The following is a 23,523-nucleotide window of genomic DNA, read 5'->3' as shown; positions in this document are numbered from 1 at the left end:
GGCGAATGTGTCGGAATATTGACATATTTTCAGCATTTCCAACTCGCAATATTGTGAATAGCAACAAGTATACTATTCCCCATTTCATCATGGTTTAGGCAGAAATTCGGGCAGGACGCCCAATAGCAGCAATCGCATGCGTCACTTTTGCTACACAGCCGACTAATTGTTGCCGCGCCATATCGTGAAAGATTGACCGAAGTTCGCCAACCGTCACTCTCCTGCCTTAACTCGCACCGGCAGCGGTGCGGTTGGGGGCGTCATGACTTGGATCAAACCGAGACGGCGCAATTAAAAATATGTGGAGGTTTGATGTTTAACGCTTTGTCCACCCGGAAACGCCTGCTGGCGACCACCGTGCTGTGCGGCGCGATTGCGCCCATGGCCGTCGCCATGCCTGCTTTCGCCCAGACCGCGCCCGCCGCTGCGGAAGCCGTGCAGGTCGAAGAGATCGTCGTCACCGGTTCGCGCATTGCGCGTCCTGACCTGGTTTCGTCCAGCCCCGTCGCCACGGTCGGCGAGAAGGAGCTCGAGCAATCGGGCGTCGTCAACACCGAGAACCTGCTCAACACCCTGCCGCAAGCCGTCCCCGGCATCACCTCGACGGTGAACAACGGCAGCAACGGCACCGCCACGGTCAACCTGCGCGGCCTCGGCTCCAACCGCACCCTGGTGCTGGTGGATGGCAAGCGCCAGACCCCGACCACCCAGGCCGGCAGCGTCGACCTCAACCTGATCCCGCCGGCGCTGATCAAGCGCATCGAAGTGGTGTCGGGCGGCGGTTCGGCCGTTTACGGCTCGGACGCCGTGGCCGGCGTCGTCAACTTCATCCTGAAGAACGACTTCGAAGGCATGGAAGTCTCGGCCGGCTATCAGGCCACCGATGACGGCGAAGCCCCCATCTATTCGGGCGACGTGACCTTCGGCGCCAACTTTGCCGATCGCAAGGGCAATGTCGTCCTGAGCCTCGGCTACAACAAGCGTGAAGCCCTGACCCAGGGCGAGCGCGGCGGCATGCTGGGCTTCGCCTGGGGCGACAACGCCACGCGTACCGGCCTGGTGCCGTCGGGTTCGGGCTCCATGGAGCCGGGCCGCGTCGACCCGTTTGTCGCCACCAAGTTCATCACCCTGCCGGGCGTCGCCAACCTCGCCGCCAATTCGGCCTTCTTCCTGCCCGATGGCGGCGTGCGCCTCTACAATGCGACGAACGACACCTACAACTTCGCCCCGGTCAACTACGTCCAGACCCCGCAAGAGCGTTTCTCGGTCACCTCGCTGGCCAGCTATGAGATCAAGCCGGGCCTGACAGCCTATGCCAAGGGCAACTTCGTCAATTCGAAGGTCGTCACCCAGCTGGCCCCGACGCCGGTCGGCAACCGGATCTTCCGCTTCAGCCTCGACAACAACCCCTTCCTGACCGCGGCCGCCAAGACCGCCCTGAACAGCATCGGTTCGTCGACCGCCTACAGCATTCCGGCCAGCAGCCCTTGGGCCACCGGCACCTATACGGACATCGACACCGACGGCGACGGCCTGTTCGACACCGTCACCGGCTCGTTCAACAAGCGTCTCAGCGACGTTGGCCCGCGCGTCGCGGCCTTCAACTTCACCGGCTTCCAGATCCAGCTGGGCCTGAAGGGCGATATCGAAGCCATCAATGGCGGCTTCGACAGCTACTTCCAGTATGGCAACTCGCACGGCAGCAACACTCTGCTGGGTGACACCAGCCTGGTCCGCATCCAGCAGGGCCTGCTGCTGAACGCCGCCGGCACCGCCTGCGCCGATCCGTCGGGCGGTTGCGTTCCGGTCAACATCTTCGGCCAGGGCACGATGTCGGCGGCTGCCGCCAACTTCATCAAGACCCGTATCAACTCGTCGCAGGATTACGAGCAACTGTACGCCGGCTTCACCTTCAACGGTGATACGGCCAACATGTTCTCGCTGCCGGCTGGCCCGATCGGCTTCGCCGTCGGCGGTGAATATCGCGCTGAGGATTTCGCCTTCAACCCCAGCCAGGATCTGGCCACGGGTAACCTGACGGGCTTCAACGCCAGCCCGGCCGTCGCCGGTCGCTTCGACGTCTATGAAGCCTATGCCGAAGTGCTGGTGCCGATCCTGAAGGACCTGCCCTTCGTCAAGTCGCTGGACCTGGAACTGGCCGGCCGCGTGTCGGACTACACCACCCAGTCGGACCCGGTTGAAACCTACAAGGTGGCCGGCACCTGGAAGCCCTTCGACGACCTGATGCTGCGCGCATCGTACAACAAGGCGATCCGCGCTCCGTCGGTCGGCGAACTGTACGCTCCGCAAAGCAACGGCTTCCCGACCTCGACGGACAACTGCTCGGCCCGCGCCGCGCCGAACGCCGCCACGCGTCAGGCCTGTATCAACTCGGGTGTCTCGGCCAGCGCTGTTGGCGTGATCAACGCCAACCAGCAGACCCAGACCCTGTCGGGCGGCAACCCGAACCTGCGTCCGGAAGAAGGCAAGACCATCACCTACGGTTTCGCCTACACCCCGTCGTGGCTGCCGAACTTCTCGATCACGGGTGACTACTTCTCGATCGAGATCACGGACGCCATCGCCAACTTCGGCGGCAGCGCTTCGAACGTCATGAACGTCTGCTACGGCACGCTGGTTAACGGCAACCCGAGCTCGCCGTACTGCCAGGCTATCAACCGCCTTCCCAACGGCTCGATCGACTATATCTCGCTGACGGCTCAAAACGTCGCGACGGTGAAGACCGAAGGCTTCGATGTCGGCATCACCTACCGCACCACCCTGGAAGACCTCGGTCTGCCGGATTGGGGTTCGCTGTCGATCCGCTCGCTCTACACCAACACCTGGGAATCGACGACGACGCCGGACGAGATCTCGACGCCGATCAAGTGCGCCGACAAGTTCGGCACGCGTTGCGGCAATCCGACCCCGCGCCACAAGCTGCGGACGGCTGCGAACTGGAAGATGAACCAGTTCGGCCTGAACCTGGTGTGGAACCACCTGGACGACGTGAACGACGACGCTCCGGCCACCAAGTACACGGTCGAGCGTATCGGCGCGAAGAACTACTGGGACCTGTCGGGCGACTGGGAAGTCAACGACAACATCGCCTTCACCGGCGGCGTCAAGAACCTGACCCAGGAAGCCTATCCGATCCTGGGCGGCAACGCCTCGCCTTCGAACAGTGGCTATCCGGCCACCTACGACGTGCTGGGCCGGACGTTCTTCCTGAACGCCCGTCTGCGCTACTAAGACCTGACCTGGCCGGGCGTTTCGACGCCCGGCCAGGAAAGCGCTGGAGAAGCAAGACCAAGCCCGTTCCGGTTCGTCCGGGGCGGGCTTTTTCTTGCGTGCACGCCGAGAAGCGACAAAGTCGCCCTCCATGAACGGCGCAGACGGCGGTTTCGCAGTCGCGCTTCGTCAGACATCATGAAACCGGCGTGGTTCGCCGCCTGTTCTGGATGGGAAGCCCTTTCGATGACGCGATGCAAAGCGATGGCCGGCGCGGCCCTGGCGCTGGTGATGACCCTGAGCGGCCCGGCCGTCGCCCTGGGCCAGATCACGCCACCGGAAAAGGCCTTCGCCCAGCCGGTCGGCAGCGACTATTTCCTGGCCGACCACACCGCTTATGAGGCCTATCTGAAGACCCTGGCCGGTCAGTCGGATCGCATGAAGCTGGTCGATATCGGCAAGACCGAAGAAGGCCGCACCCAGTGGATGGCGATCGTCTCGTCGCCCTCCAATCTGGCCAGGCTGGACCACTACCAGACCATCGCTCGCCGCCTGGCCAAGGCGCAGGGCGTCAATCGCGACGAGGCCGTGAAACTGGCCGCCGAGGGCAAGGCCGTCGTCTGGATCGACGCGGGCATGCACGCCAACGAGACCGTGACCTCGCAGGGTCAGATCCAGGTCCTGCACAAGATGCTGACCCAGACCGATCCGGAGACGATACGTCTGCTGGACGACGTCATCGTTCTGTTCGCCCACGACAATCCGGACGGCATGGAGCTGATCTCCGACTGGTACATGCGCCAGGAAGACCCGAAGAAGCGGGAGTTCGGTTCGATCCCGCGCCTGTACCAGAAGTATATCGGCCACGATAACAACCGCGACAGCTTCATGGCGCAGATGGCCGAGACGACCAACGTCAACCGCCAGCTGTTCCGCGAATGGTTCCCGCAGATCGTCTACAACCAGCATCAGACCGCGCCCAACGGCATGGTGGTGTTCGTGCCGCCGTTCCGCGACCCGGCCAACTACAATTACGACCCTCTGGTCATGACCACCCTGCAGGAGGTGGGCATGGCCATGCACAGCCGTCTGGTGGCCGAGGACAAGCCCGGCTCCAGCGCCCGCAGCGCCGCCCCCTACTCCACCTGGCACAACGGGATGGAGCGCTCGATCGCCTATTTCCACAATTCAGTAGGGCTGCTGACCGAGATCACCGGCGGGCCCACGCCCATGCCGCTGAATCTGGTGCCCGACGCCCAGCTGCCCAGCAATGACCGGCCCATGCCCGCCCCGCCGCAGACGTGGCATCTGCAGCAAACCCTGGACTACCAGTGGAGCCTGAACCGCGCGGTGCTGGACTACGCTTCGCGCAACCGCGAAAGGCTACTGTTCAACATCTGGAAGATGGGCGCTAACGGCATCGCCAAGGGCAGCCAGGACAGCTGGACGCTCAGCCCCAACAAGATCGACGCCCTGAAAGACGCGGCCAAGGACAAGCCGTTCGAGGGGCGCGGCGGATCGGTGGATCCGACGCTCTACAAGACCGTACTGCAGGCCCCAGAAAAGCGCGATCCACGCGGCTTTATCCTGCCCGCAGACCAGGCCGACCTGCCCACCGTGGTCGCGTTTCTGAACGCCCTGATCAAGGCCGGCGTCGATGTCGAACAGGCCGACAAGGCCTTCACCGTGGCGGGCAAGACCTATCCGGCAGGCTCCTATGTGGTGAAGACCGCCCAAGCCTATCGCCCGCACGTGATGGATATGTTCGAGCCGCAGGATCACCCGCACGACACCGAATATCCCGGCGGCCCGCCCAAGGCGCCTTATGACGTCACCGGCTACACTCTGGCCTACCAGATGGGGGTGAAGTTTGACCGCATCCTCGACGGCTTCGAGGCGCCGACCACGCGCGTGCCCGACCTGATCACCGTCAAGCCTGGCGCGATCCGGGGCTCGGGCAAGGCCGGCTGGCTGATCAGCCATGAGACCAACAACAGCTTCACCCTGACCAACCGCCTGCTGAAGGCCGGGGCCAGCGTCCAGTGGCTGAAGGATGGCGGCAAGGCCGGCAAGACCAGCTTTGGCCCCGGCGCGATCTGGGTGCCCGCCTCGCCCACCGCTCAAGCCGTGCTGGTCGCCAGCGTCAAGGACCTGGGGATCGACGCCTGGGCGGTCGGCTCCAAGCCCGCCAGCGCCGCACTGCCGCTCAAGCCTGTGCGGGTCGGTCTGGTCGACGTCTATGGCGGCTCGATGCCGTCGGGCTGGAACCGCTGGATGTTCGAGAAGTTCGAGGCGCCGTTCACGGTGGTCTATCCGCAGCGCCTGGACGCCGGCGACCTGAACAAGGACTTCGATGTCCTGGTCTTCGCCGACGGCGTGTTCCCGGCGCCCGCTGGGGGGCCATTCCGCGCCGGTCGCGGCGGGCCTCAGCCCAGGGCCGAGGACATCCCCGAAGAGTACCGCGCCTGGCTGGGCCAAGTGACCGACGCCAAGACCTTGCCGCAGGTCGAGGCCTTCGCCAGGGCCGGCGGCACGGTCGTAGCCATCGGCGCCTCGACGCGCCTGGCCACGGCCCTGGGCGCACCGGTCGATGTGGCCACCGCCCGAATGGAGAACGGCGAGCTCAAGCCCTTGCCCAACAAGGACCTCTATATTCCGGGCTCGGTGCTGCGCGCCCGGGTCGATAATCGCCAGCCCCTGGCCTATGGCCTGCCCGATCAGGTCGACGTGTTCTTCGACCGCAGCCCGACCTTCACCCTGAAGTCGGACGCGACGGGCGTATCGAGGGTCTCGTGGTTCGAAAGCGATACGCCGCTACGTAGCGGCTGGGCCGTCGGCCAGGAAAGGTTGAAGGGATCCACGGCGATTCTCGACGTTGATGTGGGCCGAGGCAAGCTGTTCGCCATGGGCCCCGAGATCACCCAGCGGGCGCAGTCCTACGGAACCTTCAAGTTCCTGTTCAACGGCCTGCTCTATGGCCCGGCGATCGCCGCCACGCGCTAGTGACCAGAGGCAGGCGGCGTCCGGCGCCGCCTGCCTCTTTCCCCGTGTTGCAATCCCGCTGCCGATTGATGCGCGGCGGTTACAAATCGGCGATGCGGCGGCCTTGTTCGCGACACCACCGTCCGTGACACCGGCTTGCCGCCCAGCTTGACCGAGGCGACCGCCAGATCGTCCAAAATCGCCCATGAGCCAAGCCGTTCAGATCACCCAGCCCGCCATCGTTCTGCTGGTCGAGGACGATGACGATCTGCGACGCGAAATGGCCGGCTATCTGCAAACGCAGGGCTATGAGGTCCGGCAAGCCGCCAGCGCGGCTCAGGCCCGTGAGCTTCTCGAACAGCAGTCGGTCGATGTGGCGGTGCTGGACGTCAACCTGCCGGGCGAGGACGGCCTCTCGCTTTGCCGTCGCCTGGCCGTCGAGGGCGGGCCCGCCATCCTGATGCTCAGCGCTCTGGGCGATCCCGTGGACCGCATCCTGGGCCTGGAAATCGGGGCCGATGACTATGTGGTCAAGCCGATCCCGCCGCGCGAACTGCTGGCCCGGGTCAAGGCCCTGATGCGTCGCCGATCCGCCGGCGCGCAGACCACCAAACGGTCGACCTATGCCTTCGCCGGCTTTCGCCTGGACCTGGCGGCCCGTCAGCTGACCGCGCCCAACGGCATGCTGCTGCTGCTCACCCGGGGCGAGCTGTCCATCCTGGCGACCCTGCTGGAAAACGCCCGGTCGGTGGTGACCCGCGAAGCGCTGCTGGGCGTCATCAAGGGCGAAGAGCCCGAGGTCGTCGGCCGCGGCGTCGACCTGCATATCAGCCGCCTGCGCCGCAAGATCGAGGCCCAGACCGACCACGAGATCATCAAGACGCATCGGGGCGTCGGCTATGTGCTGGACGCCATGGTGGTGCAGCAATGACGGTTCCGTTCAAGCTTCGCTGGCCCAGCCCCCCCCTGGCCGTGCAGATCGTGGCGCTGCTGCTGGCCGGGATCGTCGTCGCCCAGCTGGTCACCCTGGTCCTGACCCTGCTCCTGCCTCCGGCTCCGCCGGCGCAGCACAGCCTGGCCGACATCGCGGCCGGCCTGCGTGGCGCGCCTGTCGCGACCCAGGGCGCCAAGCCGCTGCTGCGCGCCAGCGACAGCCAGCCGCCCAGTCTGCAAAGTCCCGGATGGTTCGTGCCGGAGTCCGCTCAAGCCGACCTGGCCCGGATGATGAACGTCGATCCGGACGATGTGCGGCTGCTGTTCTACGCCCCCCTGCCCTTCGCCGGTCCCCCGACCCGGACCCTGACCAACGTCGAGCGCGCCAAGCCGCCCGCCGCGCGATCCGGATTGGCCGACGCCCTGCGGTCGGCCATCGCACCCCGCGCCGCCGCACAGACCGCATCGCCGCCGCCCTTCGCTGCGCCGCCGCCCGGTTTCCTCGCCCGCCCGGCGGGCGGCGCCGCAACTGCAACCGGCTTTCCCGCCGGAGCCATGCGCGGGCCAGCGGCCCTGCGTCTTGGCGACAGGATCCCTGGCCCTTCTCGGCCAATGGGCCAGCCACCGGCAGCCTGGGCGTCGCGCTTTCCCCCCGCCTCCGCAGGCGGGGCTCGCCAACGTCCGTTTGTGATGGGCGGTCCGATGGAAACCCCGCCGGCCCGTCCAAGGATGGTCATGCCGATGGCCGGACTGGCTCGCCCGTCCATGCCAGGCCTGATCGGTCCGGTGCGGTCGCCCCGCGAAGGCTTTGTCGCAGCGGCGCCCATCCTGTTCAATGTGTCCTCGGTCTCCGCCCCGGCGCCCAGCGACCCCGCGCCGGCCACACGGCCTTCGGTTCGCCCCATCACCAGCGAAACCATCGCCGCGCCAGCGCCCATAACCGCACAATCTGCGCCACCGACTGAGGTCACGATCACCCGCGCGCCTCTGGTCGCCATGGCCGTCACCGCAGCGGCCCAAGCCACGCCGCCCAAGCCCGATCCCGGACGCCCAATCGCGCCCCCCGAGCCGCGCGGTCTCTTCGGCCTCGCCCCGGCGCCCTATGTCGAGGGCGACTTCATCGCCGCCTATCGCGTCGCACCCGATCGCTGGGTGACGTTGCGCACCCAGCCCGAGACCTTCCCCAACAGCTGGCAGAAGCGGTTGATGCTGTGGTTCGCCCTGTCGTTTGCGATCGTCGCGCCGCTGGGCTGGATCTTCGCCCGCCGCCTGGCCGCGCCGCTGACCGACTTCGCCCGCGCCGCCGAGCGCCTGGGTCGCGAGCCAACCGCCGATGTCGCCACCCTGAGCGGCCCGGCCGAGGTGGGTCAGGCCGCCCGCGCCTTCAACCTGATGCAGGGGCGACTGCGGCGCTATGTCGAGGACCGCACCGGCATGATCGGCGCCATCTCGCACGACCTGCGCACACCCCTGGCCCGCCTTCGCTTCCGTATCGAGCGCGCCTCGCCGTCCCTGCGTCGGGAGATGGCCCGGGATCTGGATCAGATGGAGGCAATGATCACCTCGGTCCTGACCTTCATGCGCGACAACGCCGAAGCCGGCGTGCGCCAGCGGGTTGATCTGCGTTCCATCCTCGAATGCGCCGTCGACGACGCCGAAGTTGTCGGGGCGCAGGTCAGCCTGGAACCGGGTGCGCCGGCCGAGGTGGAGGTCGATGTGCTGAGCGTGCAGCGGGTCTTCGCCAACCTGATCGACAACGCCATCAAGTATGGCGATGAGGCCCAGGTGCGACTGTTCGCCGAACGCAACGAAATCGTCGCCGAGATCACCGACCGGGGACCCGGTCTGGTCGACAGCGATCTCGACCGTGCATTTCTGCCCTTCTATCGCAGCGCCGAGGCGCGCAACTCAACGCGGCAGGGCGTGGGTCTTGGCCTGTCGACCTCGCGCTCGACCATCCGGGCCCACGGCGGCGACATCCGCTTGCGCCGGGGTCAGACGGGCCTGGTGGCCCAGGTCCGTCTGCCGATGGCGGGAAAGCCCTAAGCGCTGCGCTTGAACGGTGCCGCCGGGCAATGCTGGGCCAGGAACTCGCCATGGCTGGGCAGGGCTGCGACCTGCGCCTTGAGGATCGGAGCCGACTGGTCCAGCGTCTGCTGGATCACCGAATAGGGCGCAGCGTCGACCAGTTGCTGATAGCGGTCAGGGCGGATGCCCATGCCTTCCATGATCGACTGCCAGCTGGGCGCGCGGAACATGTCGTCGACACCGTCGCGCAGGACGGCGCTGGACTTGAACAGCTCCATCCGCTCGCGCAGGCTCTCGGGCAGGGTGACCTTCTGATAGTCGCGCCAGAACGGCGTGTCGTCCCGCTTCGTCGTGCAATAGTGCAGCACGATGAAGTCGCGGATCTCTTCATAGTCCATCGTCATGCGGCGGTTGTATTCGGCCGCCAGGCGGGGATCGAAAGCCTTGTCCGGGAAATAGCGCAGCAGGAAATCCATGCCGCGGTAGATCAGGTGCAGGGCGGTGGATTCCAGCGGTTCGATGAAACCGCCAGCCAGGCCGATGGCCACGACATTGTTGCGGAACAGGCGCTTTCGCATGCCGGTCTTGAACGGAATGATGTTGGGGCCCAACAGCACATCGCCCTCGATCTGGCTCATCAGGGTGGCGGTGGCCTCGTCCTCGCTGATGTACTGGCTGCAGAACACATAGCCATTGCCCGCCCGATGCTGCAGCGGGATACGCCAGCGCCAGCCGGCGTCCTGCGCCTGGGCCAGGGTATAGGGATGCGGATCCTTGACGTTCTCGGTCTGGGCGACGACCGCGCGATCGCACATCAGCACGTCCGACCAGTCCCGATAGTCCTCATCCAGGGTCTTGCCGATCAGCAGCGCCCGGAAACCCGAGCAGTCGATGAAGATGTCGCCTGAAACCTCGCTGCCGTTCTTCATGATCACCTTCTCGACGAAGCCGTCAGGACGGGAGACCACATCGGTGACGATGCCCTCGGTGCGCTTGACGCCCCGGGTCTCGGCAAAGTCGCGCAGGTACTGGGCCACCAGCTTGGCGTCGATATGAAGAGCGTAGCTGGCGCCGCTGAGCAGGGTCTTCTGGGCGCGGAAGGGCGGGATGAACTTCCACTGGTCGGCCATCACCGTGGCCGGGGCGAAATCCTGCAGGTTCGAGGGATGGCCGTTGGCCTTGGCTCGAAGCCAGCACTGATAGAACTCGTGCCGGCCGATGGGGCCGCCGATCTGGCCGAAGGGGTGATAATAGGTCTCGCCCTTGTTGCGCCAGTTCTCGAAGCGGATGGCCAGCTTGAAGCTGGCCTGAGTCTTCTGGATGAAGTCCTGCTCGTCGATCCCCAGGCTGCGGATCAACTGCAGGAACGGCGGGATGGTCGATTCCCCTACGCCAATCGTGCCGATCTCTTCGGACTCGATCAGTTCCACCTCGACGCCCGTCTTGTGGAAGTAGTGGCTGGCCATGGCCGCGCAAATCCAGCCGGCGCTGCCGCCGCCGACGATCACGACCTTGCGGATCCCATTCTGATTGGCGTCCTGCATGTCCGTCCCTACTCGTTTCTTGTCTCTTACTGCGCGGCCATAGGCGCCGGTCGCGCGTAGTTTTCCAGGAAGTCGCCGTGCCTGGGCGCGGCGTCGACGGCGGCCTTCACGGCCTTGCGCATCTCGGCCATGCCGCGCCGCAGCGACTCGACGTCCAGGCCGTCAAGGCTGGGATCCCAGGTCTTGGGCAGGATATCGAAGCCCGTATAGATCGCCAGCCAACTGGCCGGCTGGAACATCTCCCAGCGATAGCGGATGAAGTGGCCGCGCTCGCGGAACAGTTCGATCTTGTGCCGGAGGGTGTCTGGAACAACCACGGCCTGACAGTCGCGCCAGAACGCCGTGTCGTCTCTTTGATTGGCCTTGTAGTGCAGGATGATGAAGTCGCGCACGCGCTCCATCTCCAGCTTCGACATGTCATTGAACTCGTCGATCACGCCCTGATTGAAGGTCCGGTCCGGGAAGAGCTGCTTGATCTTCTCGATGCCGGTCTCAATCAGGGCGATGCTCGTGCTCTCCAGCGGCTCGAGGAATCCCGCCGCCAGGCCCAGGGCGACGCAGTTCTTGTTCCAGGTCTTGAGGCGGCGGCCCGGGGTGAAACGGATCTGACGCGGCTCGTGCAGCAGCGGATCAGGCACGGCGGCCTTGAGCTCAATCATCGCCTCGTCGTCGCTGATGTGGCGGCTGGAATAGACGTAGCCATTGCCATAGCGGTGCTGCAGCGGGATGCGCCAGCGCCAGCCGGCACTGTGGGCCGTGACGTCGGTATAGGGCGGCGGCTCTCCAGTGCCTTCGCTTTGCACGGCCAGGGCGCGGTCGCACAGCAGCCACGGGCTCCAGTCCTCGTAGCCGGTGTGCAGGGCCTCCTCGATCAGCAGGCCGCGGAAGCCGGAACAGTCGATGAAGAGTTCGCCCTCGACAGTCGAGCCATTGTCGAGATCGACCGAGGCGATGAAGCCGTCCTCAGGCCGCAGGTTGACCTGGGTGATCTTCGCGTCGATGCGCTGAACCCCGGCGGCTTCGGCGACCTTTCGCATCAGGCCCGCAAACAGACTGGCGTCGAAATGCAGGGCCCAGTCGAAGACCGACAGGGTGGACGGCGGGTTGCGCGACGGCTGGGTAAACTTGCCGCCCTTGGCCAGCGCGGCGCCCAGGGAGTATTCGCCGATCCCGGCGGTCTCGCCCAGCGCCTTTAGCCGCAGCCAGTAATTGTGGAAGGGCACGCCCCGCAGGTCCTGACCAAACAGGCCAAACGGGTGGATGAACGACGAGCCAGGTTTCAGCCAGTCGTTGAAGCGGATACCCAGCTTGCAGGTGGCGCCTGTGGCCCGCATCACGTCCAGGTCGCTCAGACCCAGGTTCTGGTAGAAGTTGCGGATGGTCGGGATGGTGGCTTCGCCGACCCCGACGGTTCCGATCTCGGAACTCTCGATCAGGGTGATCTTCAGCGGCGAGCCCTGGAAATGACGTTGCAGACTAGCCGCCGCCATCCAGCCGGCCGTGCCACCGCCAACAATGACGACGCTGCGAAGACGGTTGTCAGTCATGGGCTGGTCCAAAACGCCCTCCCAAAGCGCGTTCAGATGGGTCCGGCGGAGGTCTAGGCTATCGCCTGGCATCCGCCTCGGACAGGTCCGCCTCCAAAAAAGAGCCGCCGTGACAGGGGAGTCACGGCGGCTGCAGGAGGTGAGCCTAAAAGTTACCAGCGCGCCCGAAGGCCGATGGTGTAGCGGGGTTCGAACTCGTTCTGCTTGATGTATTGAGTCTTACCCGCCGCAAACTTGGCGTAGTAATCCTCGATTTCGCCAGTGACGTTCGAGCCATTGAAGTAAACCGTAACATTGTCGCGAACATTGTAGCTGACATTCACATCAACATAGCCCGCGCTGTCTTGATAGATCGGGATGTTGTTGCTCATCACCTCTTGCAGACGGTCGGTGCGGTAGTTGTAGGCGACGCGCGCCTGCAGCTTTTCGTCCTGATACCAGCCCACCAGGTTGAACTGGTGCTTAGAGTTGTCGACGAAGGGAAGCTTCTTGCCGTCCAGACCCGTCCGCGATTCCTTGCTGGGCGAGTTAGTATAGTTGGTGTCCACGCCGAAGTTCGACAGGAACCCAGCGTCGGGCATCAGGTCGCTCATCGCCAGCTTGGCGCCAACTTCCAGACCCTTGACCTCGCCGCCGTCACCCTGGATCGGCAGGGTGACGTTAACGGTGCGACGGATCACGCCGTCCTGATCGGGGAAGCGGCCAGTGGTGGTGCCGCCGGTAACGAAGCTGTCGATCTTCAGCTTGAAGGCCGAGATGTTCAGCATCGAGGCGCGCCCGAAATAGTACTCGATGGCGCCATCGAAGTTCTGCGAACGCCAGGGATCCAGGTTCGGGTTGCCGTCGGCGTTGGCGCTGGTGACGCAACGGACGTTCGGCAAGGCCGCACCGCAGTCGGAAGTGTTGATCTTCAGACCGCCGCCATAGCTGCCCAGGTCGAGGGGCTGCATGGTCTTGGAGTAGGCGGCGCGGATCTTGAAGTGCTCACCCAGGTCGTAGGTCAGGTTCACCGACGGCAGCCAGTCGGTGTATTTGCGCTTGGTGACATTGTCGCCCGCGTCGGCGTTGGTGTCGCCGTAGTTGCGGGTGTCGCCGGTGAGGTTCTGCTTCACCGTCAGTTCGGTCTCGATGACACGCAGGCCGACATTGCCCGACAGGCCGCCCATTTCGAAGTTGGCGGCGCCGAAGGCGCTCTGCTCGCTGAGCGTCACGTCGTAGGTCTGGCCGGGGATCTGAACACGAATGGCGCCGCCGAAGACCTTCTTGTGGAAGGCTTCCGCATCGTCGAAGTCGCGCGGATCGATCGCCCAGAAGCCCGGGATGCCGGCAGTCACGCCACCCAGGTCATCGACCCAGACGGTGTTGTTGTAGGTGTCCAGGCGCGTCGGGGCGTTGACCGTGTAGCCTTGGAACACCTGCAGGCCGGTGACCGGATCGGGCACAAACTCGCCCGCCTGGCACTGGTTCTGGCTCATGACGACGTCGATGGCCTTCCACTGGGCCTCGCAGCCACCGGCCGGAACCGGCAGACCATTGGCCTGAACCGCGCCGGGCGAGCCGCCGTAGAAGCCCGAGAACAGGTGGAACTGCTCGACCTCGACAGAACGCTTGCTCTGGCGAACACCGGCGTCGACCTTGGTGATCAAGCCCAGGAACTTGTCGTCGAACTCATAGTGACCATCGGCGCGGAACACGTTCATGTCCGACGCGACCTCGTTGTTGCCCTCCGAAGAGAAGGCCCCGATCGCATAGCTGTCCTTGTTGGCCATGTAGTCTTTGAGGGTCTTGCCCGCGCCCAGACCACCGGCCAACGGACGGTCGAAGCCCGACCACACGGCCTTGTCGCCGCTGATGTTGTAGTGCAGCTGCGGGTTGGCGCCGTAGCCCTGCGGGTTCGGATCCAGATAGCAACCGCCCGCGCTGCCAACGACAGCGTTCGTGCGGCGCGAGGCCGGGAACTTGTCGCAGGCGGCCTTGGGATAGAAGGTCCCGCGGGTGCGGTCGGCGGCGTCGCGGAAGAGGTTGAAGCGACCATCGCCATAGCGCCAGTTGCTCAGGTCGCCCTGAGCCTGACCGTTCATGCTCAGACGATCGCCGTCGGCGCGAATGGCGCGCGCTTCAAAGGTGAAGGGGCCGTCGTTGTCGTAGTTCAGTTCGAGGTTGTAGTTCTTGGTCTTGGACTTGGTCGTGCGGTTGACGGTGAAGGAGTTCACCCACCAAGCATTGATGTCGTACTCGTCGACAGCCAGCCAGTTGCCGATGCCGACCGGAGTCGACGCCGTCGGCTTGGTCCAAGCGCCGAAAGCGCCGCCGTCCCAGCGGTTGGAGATGTTGAGGCCGACAGCGCGGTTGTACTCTTCAAGCTCGGCGTAGAAGCCCTCCGCGATCAGAGTGAAACCTTCGCCCAGATCGGCCTCGAAGGCCACATTGACGCCCAGGCGGTCACGCTCGACCACGCGGTTGAAACTCTCGAAGCCGTGGGGCGAGATGTAGCTGTTGGGGAAGTTGCCGCCCCAGTCATTGTTGCCCGACAGGCCGACGGTGCCCGAATAGTTGTTGCCCAGGTTCGACTTGCTCTTGGCGGCCGAGACCATCAGGCCGACGCGGTCGTTGCGCCAGTTGAGGACGCCATTGACCAGGTAGTCGTTTTCCTTGGTGCGCTCGCCGCGCTGGGCTTCCGCGCCGCCGGCGAAGGTCAGGCCTTCAGGCAGCTGGAACGGACGGCGGGTGCGCAAGTCGATGGTGCCCGAGATGCCTGACAGGACGTTCTTCGGATCGGTCGACTTGTAGACCAGCACCTGATTCATCAGCTGCGAGGGCACGTCCAGCAGGTCCGGCTGGGCGTTGCCCATGTTTCCGGCGCTGAGATACTGCTCGCCATTCAACAGGGTGATGACCTGCTTCAGGCCGCGGATGTTGACGGTCTTGCCTTCGCCGGCGTCGCGCTGGATCTGGATGCCCGAGATGCGCTGCAGCGAGTCGGCGATGGTGACGTCGGGCAGCTTGCCGATGTCTTCGGCCGAGATGGCGTCGACGATCGAAGCTTGCGTGCGCTTGACGTCGACCGACTTGATCTGAGATCCGCGAACCCCGGTGACGACCACTTCTTCAACCGTGGTGTCGGCCGCAGCGGTCTGGGCGAATGCGCCGGTGGTCAGAGCCGCCTGCGAGGCGCCGGCCAGCAAGGCCACCGCCAGACCGCGCGTAAGCACGGCTTTCCTATGTTGATTAGTCAAATTCCTCGCTCCCCAACTAAACGTTTTTATGATCGTTCGCTCCGTTCCTGGGCGCGCCGTCTACGCGACGCACTCCAGAACCGATTGAGCGCCTTTAGGCCCGGGGAACCGCTTGTCCGCGATGTCCGCTCTTGACGGCGACCCCCAGCGCCCGGGCTGTCGATTCCGGCCCAACACCGTTATCGGTTAAGCCCAACATCCTCAAATGTCCCGGCCAAGTCAACAAGAATGTCAACGTTGTCATTCCTGCCGCGCAAGGCCTTTGGCCGCTTCAGGAGAGATTGGGCAAACAGGGCTTCACCTGAAAAATTGCCGCGTCACCCGGCCATTCATCGCAACTATGCGCAGAAAGTCGCCAATTTCGACCGCATAGCGACGCCTCCGGCCCCTTTTGGCGCGCCATTGGTAACGCTCCCACGATTCAGCGATGGGGGCGGCTTCAACGTCAAATCCGCTCATGGAGCACGCTCTTAGGGTCGGAAATGTCGCGAGTTCGTGTCCCTTAAATGTCCTGTTAAATGACCTTGTTTGACCAAAATTTGTCCTGATGCATGACAAGCCAGACACCGTCAGCTATGACCTGCATGACGCGCCGCCTTGCCCTCGCCACCTTCACCGTGGTGGAGTCCGGACAGTAAGAACGCGCAACCGGGTGTAGAAACGCAATGGCGACGATCCACGATGTGGCCGAACGGGCGGAGGTCTCGCCCAAGACGGTCTCTCGCGTCCTCAACGATCATGAGAGCGTCAGCGCCAAGACGCGCGACCGCGTTCGCATGGCCATGCAAGACCTCGGTTACCAGCCCAGCGCGGTCGCTCGCAGCTTGCGATCGAACAACTCATCCTCGGTGGGGGTGCTGATGGGCGACCCCAGCGGCGGCTACCACACCAAGATGCACCATGCCCTGCTGCTGGCCTGTGTCGAAACCGGACGCCACCTGACGGTCGACCTGTTCGACGGCCCGGTCGCCGGCTGGCAGGACCGCATACGCGCCTTCGTCGCCGATGGCGGGGTGCGCGAGATGATCCTGCTACCGCCCGAATGCGATTTTGGTCCGCTGAAGGAGCTTATGCGCGAGCTTGAGGTCCGCTGTGTGCTGATCTCGCCGACCAGCCCCGATCCTTTCTTTCCCGCCATCTCGATGGACGACCGCGCCGCCGCCCGCGAGGTGGTCGAGCACCTGTTCAGCCAGGGCCACACCCGGATCGGCCACATCTCGGGCCATCCCGACCACGCCGCCAGCACCCATCGCCGCAACGGCTTCTTCGAGGCCTATGCCGCCCGAGGCCTTCCGCGTCCCGCGCCGGAGCTGATCGCCGACGGCGAGTTCACCTTCAAGACCGGCGCGGAGGCGGCCAGGGTGCTGCTGGACATCGACGAGCCGCCGACCGCGATCTTCGCCGCCAATGACGACATGGCCGCCGCCACCTGCATGGAGGCCCAGCGTCGCGGACTACGCATTCCAGACGATCTCTCGGTGGTCGGCTTCGACGATGCGCCGATCGCCGCCGTGATCTGGCCGACCCTGACCACCATTCGCCAGCCCTTTGAACAGATGGCGCTACGAGCCCTGCAGACCTTCCGCGCGTGGAACGCCAACGAGCTCGCCGGCAAGGCCGCCGCGCCGTTCCTGGCCCAGCACAGCCTGATCGTCCGCGAATCGACGGGCCCCGCCCGTAGCGGCGGGCCGCCGAAGCGAAAGACCTGACCCCTTCGCCGCCGAGCCGATAACGGCCGGTGGCCCAGACAAACGAGTACGGAGGAAACATGAACCGGCAGACATTCCAGGGCCTGGCCCTGGCGCTGATGATCGGCGCGTCCGCGACGGCGCTGAACGCCCAGGCCCAGACGGCGACTCCGGCGAGCACCGCCGCCCAGCCCTGGCTGAACTCCAAGCTTGATCCCGACGCCCGGGCCGACCTGGTCGTCAAGGCCATGACCCAGGACGAGAAACTGACCCTGGTGTTCGGCTATTTCGGCGCCGACATGAAGCCCAAGTACACGCGCATCGAAGGCTCCCTGCCCGGCTCGGCCGGTTACGTGAAGGGCATCCCGCGCCTGGGCATCCCCGAGCAGTGGGAGACCGACGCCGGCATCGGCGTCGCAACCCAGGGCAGCGCCAAGGAATTCCGCGAACGCACCGCCCTGCCCTCGGGTATGGCCACGACCGCCACCTGGAACCCCGACCTGGCCTTCAAGGGCGGCGCGATGATCGGGTCCGAGGCCCGCAATTCCGGCTTCAACGTCATGCTGGCCGGCGGCGTCAATCTGGTTCGCGAGCCCCGCAACGGCCGCAACTTCGAATATGGCGGCGAGGATCCGCTGCTGGCCGGCACGATGGTGGCCGCCCAGATCAAGGGCATCCAGTCCAACCACATCGTCTCGACGATCAAGCACTACGCCCTGAACAATCAGGAGACCGGCCGCTTCGTCCTCAGCGCCACGATCGACGAGACCTCGGCCCGGATGTCGGACCTGCTGGCCTTCCAGTTCGCCATCGAGCAGTCCGACCCGCAGTCGGTGATGTGCGCCTATAACCGCGTCAACAGCGTCTATGCCTGCGAGAGCGACTGGCTGCTCAACACGGTCCTGAAGAAGGACTGGGGCTACAAGGGCTATGTGATGAGCGACTGGGGCGCGGTGCATTCCGGCGCCAAGGCGGTCAATGCGGGCCTCGACCAGCAGTCGGCCGGCGACGCCTTCGACAAGCAGAACTTCCTGGGCTCGGTGCTCAAGGCCGACCTGGCCAGCGGCGCCGTCAGCGGCGCGCGGCTGGACGACATGGCCCGCCGCATCACCCGCGCCCTGTTCGCCAGCGGCGCGGTCGATCACCCGGTCAAGATCGCGCCCATCGACCTGAAGGCCAACGGTCTGGTCAGCCAGGCCGATGCCGAGGAAGGCATGGTCCTGCTGAAGAACCAGGATGGCCTGCTGCCCCTGGCCAAGACCGCGAAAACCATCGCCGTGATCGGCGCCCATGCCGATGTCGGGGTGCTGTCGGGCGGCGGCTCCTCGCAGGTCTATCCGGCCGGCGGTCGCGCCGTGCAGGGCCTCTTGCCCGCCACCTGGCCGGGCCCGGTGATCTATTACCCGTCCTCGCCGCTGAAGGCGCTGCAGGCCCGCTTCCCGAACGCCAAGGTCACCTTCGCCGACGGCAAGGACCCGGCCGCCGCCGCCAAGCTGGCCGCCGCCAGCGATCTGGCCATCGTCTTCGCCGACCAGTGGACCACCGAGTCGGAAGACGTCTGGACCCTGAACCTGCCCAACAACCAGGACGCCACCATCGCCGCCGTCGCCAGGGCCAATGCCAAGACGGTGGTCGTGCTGGAGACCGGCGGCCCCGTGGTCATGCCCTGGCTGAACGAGGTCAGCGCCGTGCTGCAGGCCTGGTTCCCGGGCACCAATGGCGGCGAAGCCATCGCCCGCGTCCTGACCGGCGAGGTCGACGCCTCGGGCCGCCTGCCCGTGACCTTCCCCCGGGACGTCACCCAACTGCCCCGTCCCAAGCTGGACGGCGATCCCAAGACGCCCGACGTCCTGTTCGACGTCGACTACTCGATCGAAGGCGCGGCGGTCGGTTACAAGTGGTTCGACCTCAAGAAGCACGAGCCGCTGTTCCCGTTCGGCTATGGCCTGTCCTACACCCAGTTCGCCTATTCGAACCTCAAGGCGTCTGACGCCAACGGTGTCCTGACCGTCAGCTTCGACGTCAGGAATGTCGGCGCGCGGACCGGCAAGGACGTGCCGCAGGTCTATGTCGCGCCCAAGGCCGGCGCCAATGGGGCGTCCTGGGAAGCGCCCCAGCGCCTGGGCGGCTTCAGGAAGGTCGAGCTCGCGCCCGGCGCCAGCACCTCGGTGACGGTGACGGTCGACCCCCGCCTGCTGTCGACCTGGGACAGCAAGGCCAACGGCTGGTCGATCGCGGCGGGCGACTATGCGGTCTCGGTCGGGGCCTCCTCGCGCGCCCAGTCGCTGACCTCGACCGTATCGCTTAAGGCCCAGGCCCTGCCGGTCTCGCCGCTGACGAAGTAGGCGGCGTCACTTGCCCCCTACGGGTCGCTTCGCGACCGTCTTCCCCCGGAGGGGGAAGATGAACCGCGCCGACCTCATCTTCCCCCTCCGGGGGAAGACGGCTGCGCAGCAGCCCGTAGGGGGCAAGTCTGGCGGACACGGCTTCTCAGCCTCACGCGGCATGAGCCACTGAGTTCGTCGGGGAGGCGCGAAGCGGCCGGGGCGAACCCGGATGACCGTGATGTTGTTTGTGCGTTTCGGCTCGACCTGTCCGCTTCGCAGAAGCTGTTCTTGCGTGAGGATCGGGCCAAGCGAGCGTCTTTCAGCTCTGATACCCAAGAGCCCCCGTACGGGCGCGCATCCCGTCAATCGGCTAACCGTCTCGACGCCGACGATGCGCGATAGGCGGGTTTACGATCCCTCGCCCTCTTCGACCCGCGTTCACCCGGCCGACAAGCCACTCAGCGTTTGGTCCGTCCTTCTGAGACAGCCCGCACACCTCGACCCGCCTTCCAGGGCGTCGCGGCCCCGCTCAGCTCCATCCCCATCGCCGCTTTGGGCCGGTACCAGGCGCCCTCCCCCTGCGACGGGGACAGCTCAAGAATACGGGAGGATTGAGCTCCGAGGATTGGCGCGATCGATTATTTTATAGTGCGTTGATTGGGTTGAAGTTTGTTCCAGAAAGAACGGGGATTGAGCGCGGTCTATCCCCACAAGTCCTCCCCCTGAAGGGGGAGGTGTCGGCCCCTTCGGGCCGACGGAGGGGGAAGTAGCTGCTGACTCATTGCGGTCTTTCCCCACCGGCCTCCGGCCTCCTCCCCCTTCAGGGGGAGGACTTGGGAGCCCGCCTTCGCGTCGAAGGTCGCCATCCCTAAATCTCACGGCGCGGCGATGGCCGGGGCCTTCAGAACGTCCCCTGCGACATATTAGCCATGGCCTTGCCCTGAGGGCCGACCCACATCAAAGCTGAGTTATCGATAGGTCCCCACCGTCGGTACCCGCTGGCCGGGGATGCTTTCATATCCCCGGCCGGCTCCCCTCCCCGACATCAGATCTGACGCCGCCGACAACCGGCCCGGCGCGCGAGTCGTAGCTCTCGCCCCGGTGAAGGGCGAGGATCCTGGCGGTGCGCCGTCATGAAATCGCTTGGCGCGCCCCATTTGTACGATAATAGATCGGCAGAGAGTTCAGGGAGCTGCGGCGTGAGCATCATCAGGGTCGGGATCGTCGGGGTCGGCAAGATCGCGCGGGATCAGCACATCCCCGCCATAGCGGCCGATCCGGGCCTGGAGCTGGTCGCCGTGGCCAGCCGCAGCCGGCCGGACGTGGGCGTCCCGGCCTTCGAGACGCTGGAGGAGATGCTTCAGAGCGGCATCGAACTGGACGCCGTCGCCCTGTGCACCCCGCCCCAGGTGCGGCGCGAGTCGGCGCTGACGGCCCTGCGGGCCGGCAAGCACGTGTTCCTGGAAAAGCCGCCCGGCGCGACCGTGGGCGAGGTCGGTGACCTTTCCGCCCTGGCCGCCGAGCAGGGCGTAACCCTGTTCGCCAGCTGGCACTCGCGCTTCGCCGCCGGCGTGCCTGCCGCCAAGGCGTGGCTGGCCGCTCGCACCCTCCGCAGCGTCGACATCCAGTGGCGCGAGGACGTGCGCCGATGGCACCCGGGCCAGACCTGGATCTGGGAGGCCGGCGGCCTGGGCGTCTTTGATCCGGGCATCAACGCCCTGTCGATCCTGACCGAGATCATGCCCCGCGAAGTGTTCGTCACCGACGCGCGGCTTCAGGTTCCGGAAAACGTCCAGTCGCCGGCCGCGGCGCACCTGGCCATGACCGACATCGAGGGCGTCAGGATCACCGCCGACTTCGACTTCCTGCAGACCGGCCCCCAGACCTGGGACATCACGGTCGTCGCCGACGAGGGGACCCTGCGCCTGTCGAGTGGCGGGGCCATCATCGAGATCGACGGCCAGCCGGTGGTCCAGGCCGCCGAGGCGGAATATCCGGGGCTGTATGGGCGGTTCGGCGAGCTGATCCGGGCGGGCAAGTCGGAAGCCGACGTGCGGCCGCTGGCCCTGGTGGCGGATGCTTTCCTGGTCGGGACGCGGGAGCTGGTCGAGGCGTTTATCGAGTAGGTCGGCGCGACTGGCCCCGGAGGGGCGGGGCTATCGCTGATAGAGCCACAGCCAAAAAGGCTGTCATCCCGGACAAGCCCGGCGAAAGCCGGGCGCAGATCCGGGACCGCCGGAAGCGCTGCGTTCAGGCGTCGGTCCCGGATCTTCGCGCTGCGCGCTCGTCCGGGATGACAACCGTTCTTGGTCATAGGCTTTGGCCCTTCCCCCTCCGAGGGAGGACCAACGCGAAGCGGTCAGGAGGGGGCCAGCAGCGTCGGCCGTATCAGTTCACCTGCCGCGTCCGCCCCTCCCAGTACGGTGCGCGCAGTTCCCGGCGCAGGATCTTGCCTGACGGATTGCGCGGCAGGACGTCGATGAAGTCGATGCTCTTGGGCGCCTTGAACGCGGCGATCCGCGTGCGGGCAAAGGCGATGATGCTGTCGGGATCGCGCGGCGCACCGGGCTTGAGGGCCACCACCGCCTTGACCGCCTCGCCCCACTTGTCATCGGGCACGCCGATCACCGCCACCTCGGCCACGTGCGGGTGGCCATAGACGGCGCTCTCGACCTCGGCCGGATAGATGTTCTCGCCGCCCGAGATGATCATGTCCTTCACCCGGTCGTGGATGAACAGATAGCCGTCCTCATCCAGATAGCCGGCGTCGCCGGTGCGCAGCCAGCCGTCGGCGTCGATGGTGGCGGCTGTGGCCTGGTCCAGCTTCCAGTAGCCGGCCATGTTGGCGCTGGAGCGCACGGCCACCTCGCCCACGGTGTTGGGCGGCAGGCTGGCGCCGGCCTCATCCATGACTTTCAGCTCGACCCCCGGCATCGGCAGGCCAGCCGAGCGCATGCGCGCATTGCCGGCCGGGTCATGATCCTCGGGCGGCAGATAGACGACCGTGCCGGTGGTCTCGGTCATGCCGTACTGCTGGACGAAGCCACAGCCGAACACCTCCATACACTCGCGCAGCAGGTCCAGCGGGATGGGCGCAGCGCCGTACAGGATGTGGGACAGGCGCGAATAGTCGACCTCGCGGGCCCGGGGCTGGCGCACCACGATCTGCAGGGCGGCGGGAACCATGAACATCTTCGAGATCCGGTCGTGCTCGATATAGTCCAGCACCTTGAATGGATCGAACTCGCGCGCCACCACGCCCTTGGCGCCGTTCAGCAGGCCCACCAGACCCCAGCCGGTGCCGCCGATATGGGACACAGGCATGGCCACCAGGCTGACATCCTCGGGCCCCCACTGGTTCCAGGCCAACGGGTTCTCGGCGGCCAGCTTGCGCATGGACAGCAGGTTGTCATGGGTCAGCATGGCGCCCTTGGGACGGCCTGTGGTGCCCGAGGTATAGAGCTGGATGGCGATGTCGGAGGTCTTGATGGCGACCTTGGGATCTGTGTCCGGCTGGGCGTCGCGCCAGGCCTCAAACGTGCGGTGAGCGTCGCCCGCTACGGGTTCCATGACCACCACCTCGGGTCGCCAGGTCAGTTCGGCGGCGACGCTCTCGATCTGGTCGACCAGTTCGGGGCCGACGAAAACCAGCTTGGCGTCGCTGTCGCCGACGATATAGGCGACCTCCGGCGGGGCCAGTCGCCAGCCGATGGGCGCGGTGACCACGCCAGCCTTGGCCGCGCCGAACAGCAGCTCGAAATAGAGGTCGCTGTTCTTGCCGACATAGGCGATCCGGTCGCCGGTCTTCAGGCCGGCGGCCAGCAGGGCGTTGGCGACCTGGCTGGTCTTGCGGTCAAATTCGGCGAAGGTGGTGTCGCGCCCCTCGAAGCTGAGGGCCACGGCGTCGGGCCGGGCCTCCGCATGATAGCGGGCGACGTCGCCCAGGGTCGGCATGCGGTCAAAGTCGATGGCTGACATACGCCCTGATCTCCCTTTGGCCCGTCGCG

At 65.7% G+C, this 23,523-nt stretch carries 10 protein-coding genes and 1 pseudogene; 7 read left to right on the top strand and 4 right to left on the bottom strand.

The genetic code is table 11. The features are described from left to right. Positions 1-312 precede the first annotated feature (312 nt). The 4 genes and pseudogenes from ACW176_RS10800 (at position 313) to ACW176_RS10785 (ending at position 9,192) form a co-directional block, all read left to right on the top strand. Positions 313-3,252 (top strand): TonB-dependent receptor domain-containing protein, encoded by a 2,940-nt coding sequence (locus tag ACW176_RS10800; RefSeq protein ID WP_492109122.1) that lies wholly within the window; start codon positions 313-315, stop codon positions 3,250-3,252. 216 nt (positions 3,253-3,468) lie between these two features. Further along, a pseudogene (locus tag ACW176_RS10795) lies at positions 3,469-6,234 on the top strand (M14 family metallopeptidase); the annotation flags it as partial. Positions 6,235-6,418: 184 nt separating this feature from the next. Beyond that, complete coding sequence (locus tag ACW176_RS10790; RefSeq protein WP_492109121.1) at positions 6,419-7,144, top strand: response regulator; 726 nt, start codon at positions 6,419-6,421, stop codon at positions 7,142-7,144. Next, a complete protein-coding gene (locus ACW176_RS10785) occupies positions 7,141-9,192 on the top strand; it encodes an ATP-binding protein (RefSeq protein ID WP_492109120.1) in 2,052 nt (683 codons plus the stop codon). Before ACW176_RS10790 ends, ACW176_RS10785 begins: the two co-directional genes overlap by 4 nt. Here the strand turns inward: ACW176_RS10785 and ACW176_RS10780 are convergent. From ACW176_RS10780 to ACW176_RS10770, 3 genes are all read right to left on the bottom strand, one after another. Beyond that, on the bottom strand, positions 9,189-10,718 hold the full coding sequence (locus ACW176_RS10780; protein ID WP_492109119.1) for a tryptophan halogenase family protein: 1,530 nt from the start codon (positions 10,716-10,718) through the stop codon (positions 9,189-9,191). The two genes, ACW176_RS10785 and ACW176_RS10780, sit on opposite strands and share 4 nt — an antisense overlap. 26 nt (positions 10,719-10,744) lie before the next feature. After that, positions 10,745-12,265 carry a tryptophan halogenase family protein gene (locus tag ACW176_RS10775; RefSeq protein ID WP_492109118.1) on the bottom strand — a complete coding sequence of 507 codons (1,521 nt, stop codon included), beginning with the start codon at positions 12,263-12,265 and terminating at the stop codon, positions 10,745-10,747. 152 nt (positions 12,266-12,417) lie between these two features. After that, positions 12,418-15,501, bottom strand: coding sequence for a TonB-dependent receptor (locus tag ACW176_RS10770; protein WP_492109117.1), 3,084 nt, complete (start codon positions 15,499-15,501; stop codon positions 12,418-12,420). Between the two features lie 665 nt (positions 15,502-16,166). On the opposite strand from ACW176_RS10770, the gene ACW176_RS10765 reads away from it, so the two are divergent. The 3 genes from ACW176_RS10765 to ACW176_RS10755 all read left to right on the top strand — a co-directional run bounded on the left by ACW176_RS10765 (position 16,167) and on the right by ACW176_RS10755 (position 21,642). After that, complete coding sequence (locus ACW176_RS10765; RefSeq protein WP_492109116.1) at positions 16,167-17,210, top strand: LacI family DNA-binding transcriptional regulator; 1,044 nt, start codon at positions 16,167-16,169, stop codon at positions 17,208-17,210. Between the two features lie 59 nt (positions 17,211-17,269). Continuing rightward, positions 17,270-19,534: a beta-glucosidase family protein gene (locus ACW176_RS10760; protein WP_492109115.1), complete on the top strand. Its 2,265-nt coding sequence runs from the start codon at positions 17,270-17,272 to the stop codon at positions 19,532-19,534. Positions 19,535-20,721: 1,187 nt separating this feature from the next. After that, a complete protein-coding gene (locus tag ACW176_RS10755) occupies positions 20,722-21,642 on the top strand; it encodes a Gfo/Idh/MocA family protein (protein ID WP_492111912.1) in 921 nt (306 codons plus the stop codon). Between the two features lie 262 nt (positions 21,643-21,904). Here ACW176_RS10755 and ACW176_RS10750 read toward each other — a convergent pair whose 3' ends face one another. Then, positions 21,905-23,494 carry a fatty acid--CoA ligase gene (locus tag ACW176_RS10750; protein ID WP_492109114.1) on the bottom strand — a complete coding sequence of 530 codons (1,590 nt, stop codon included), beginning with the start codon at positions 23,492-23,494 and terminating at the stop codon, positions 21,905-21,907. Positions 23,495-23,523 lie beyond the last annotated feature (29 nt).

This window comes from Caulobacter sp. FV1ye13L, from assembly GCF_058681155.1.
This window is presented reverse-complemented; position numbering and strand designations above follow the sequence as displayed.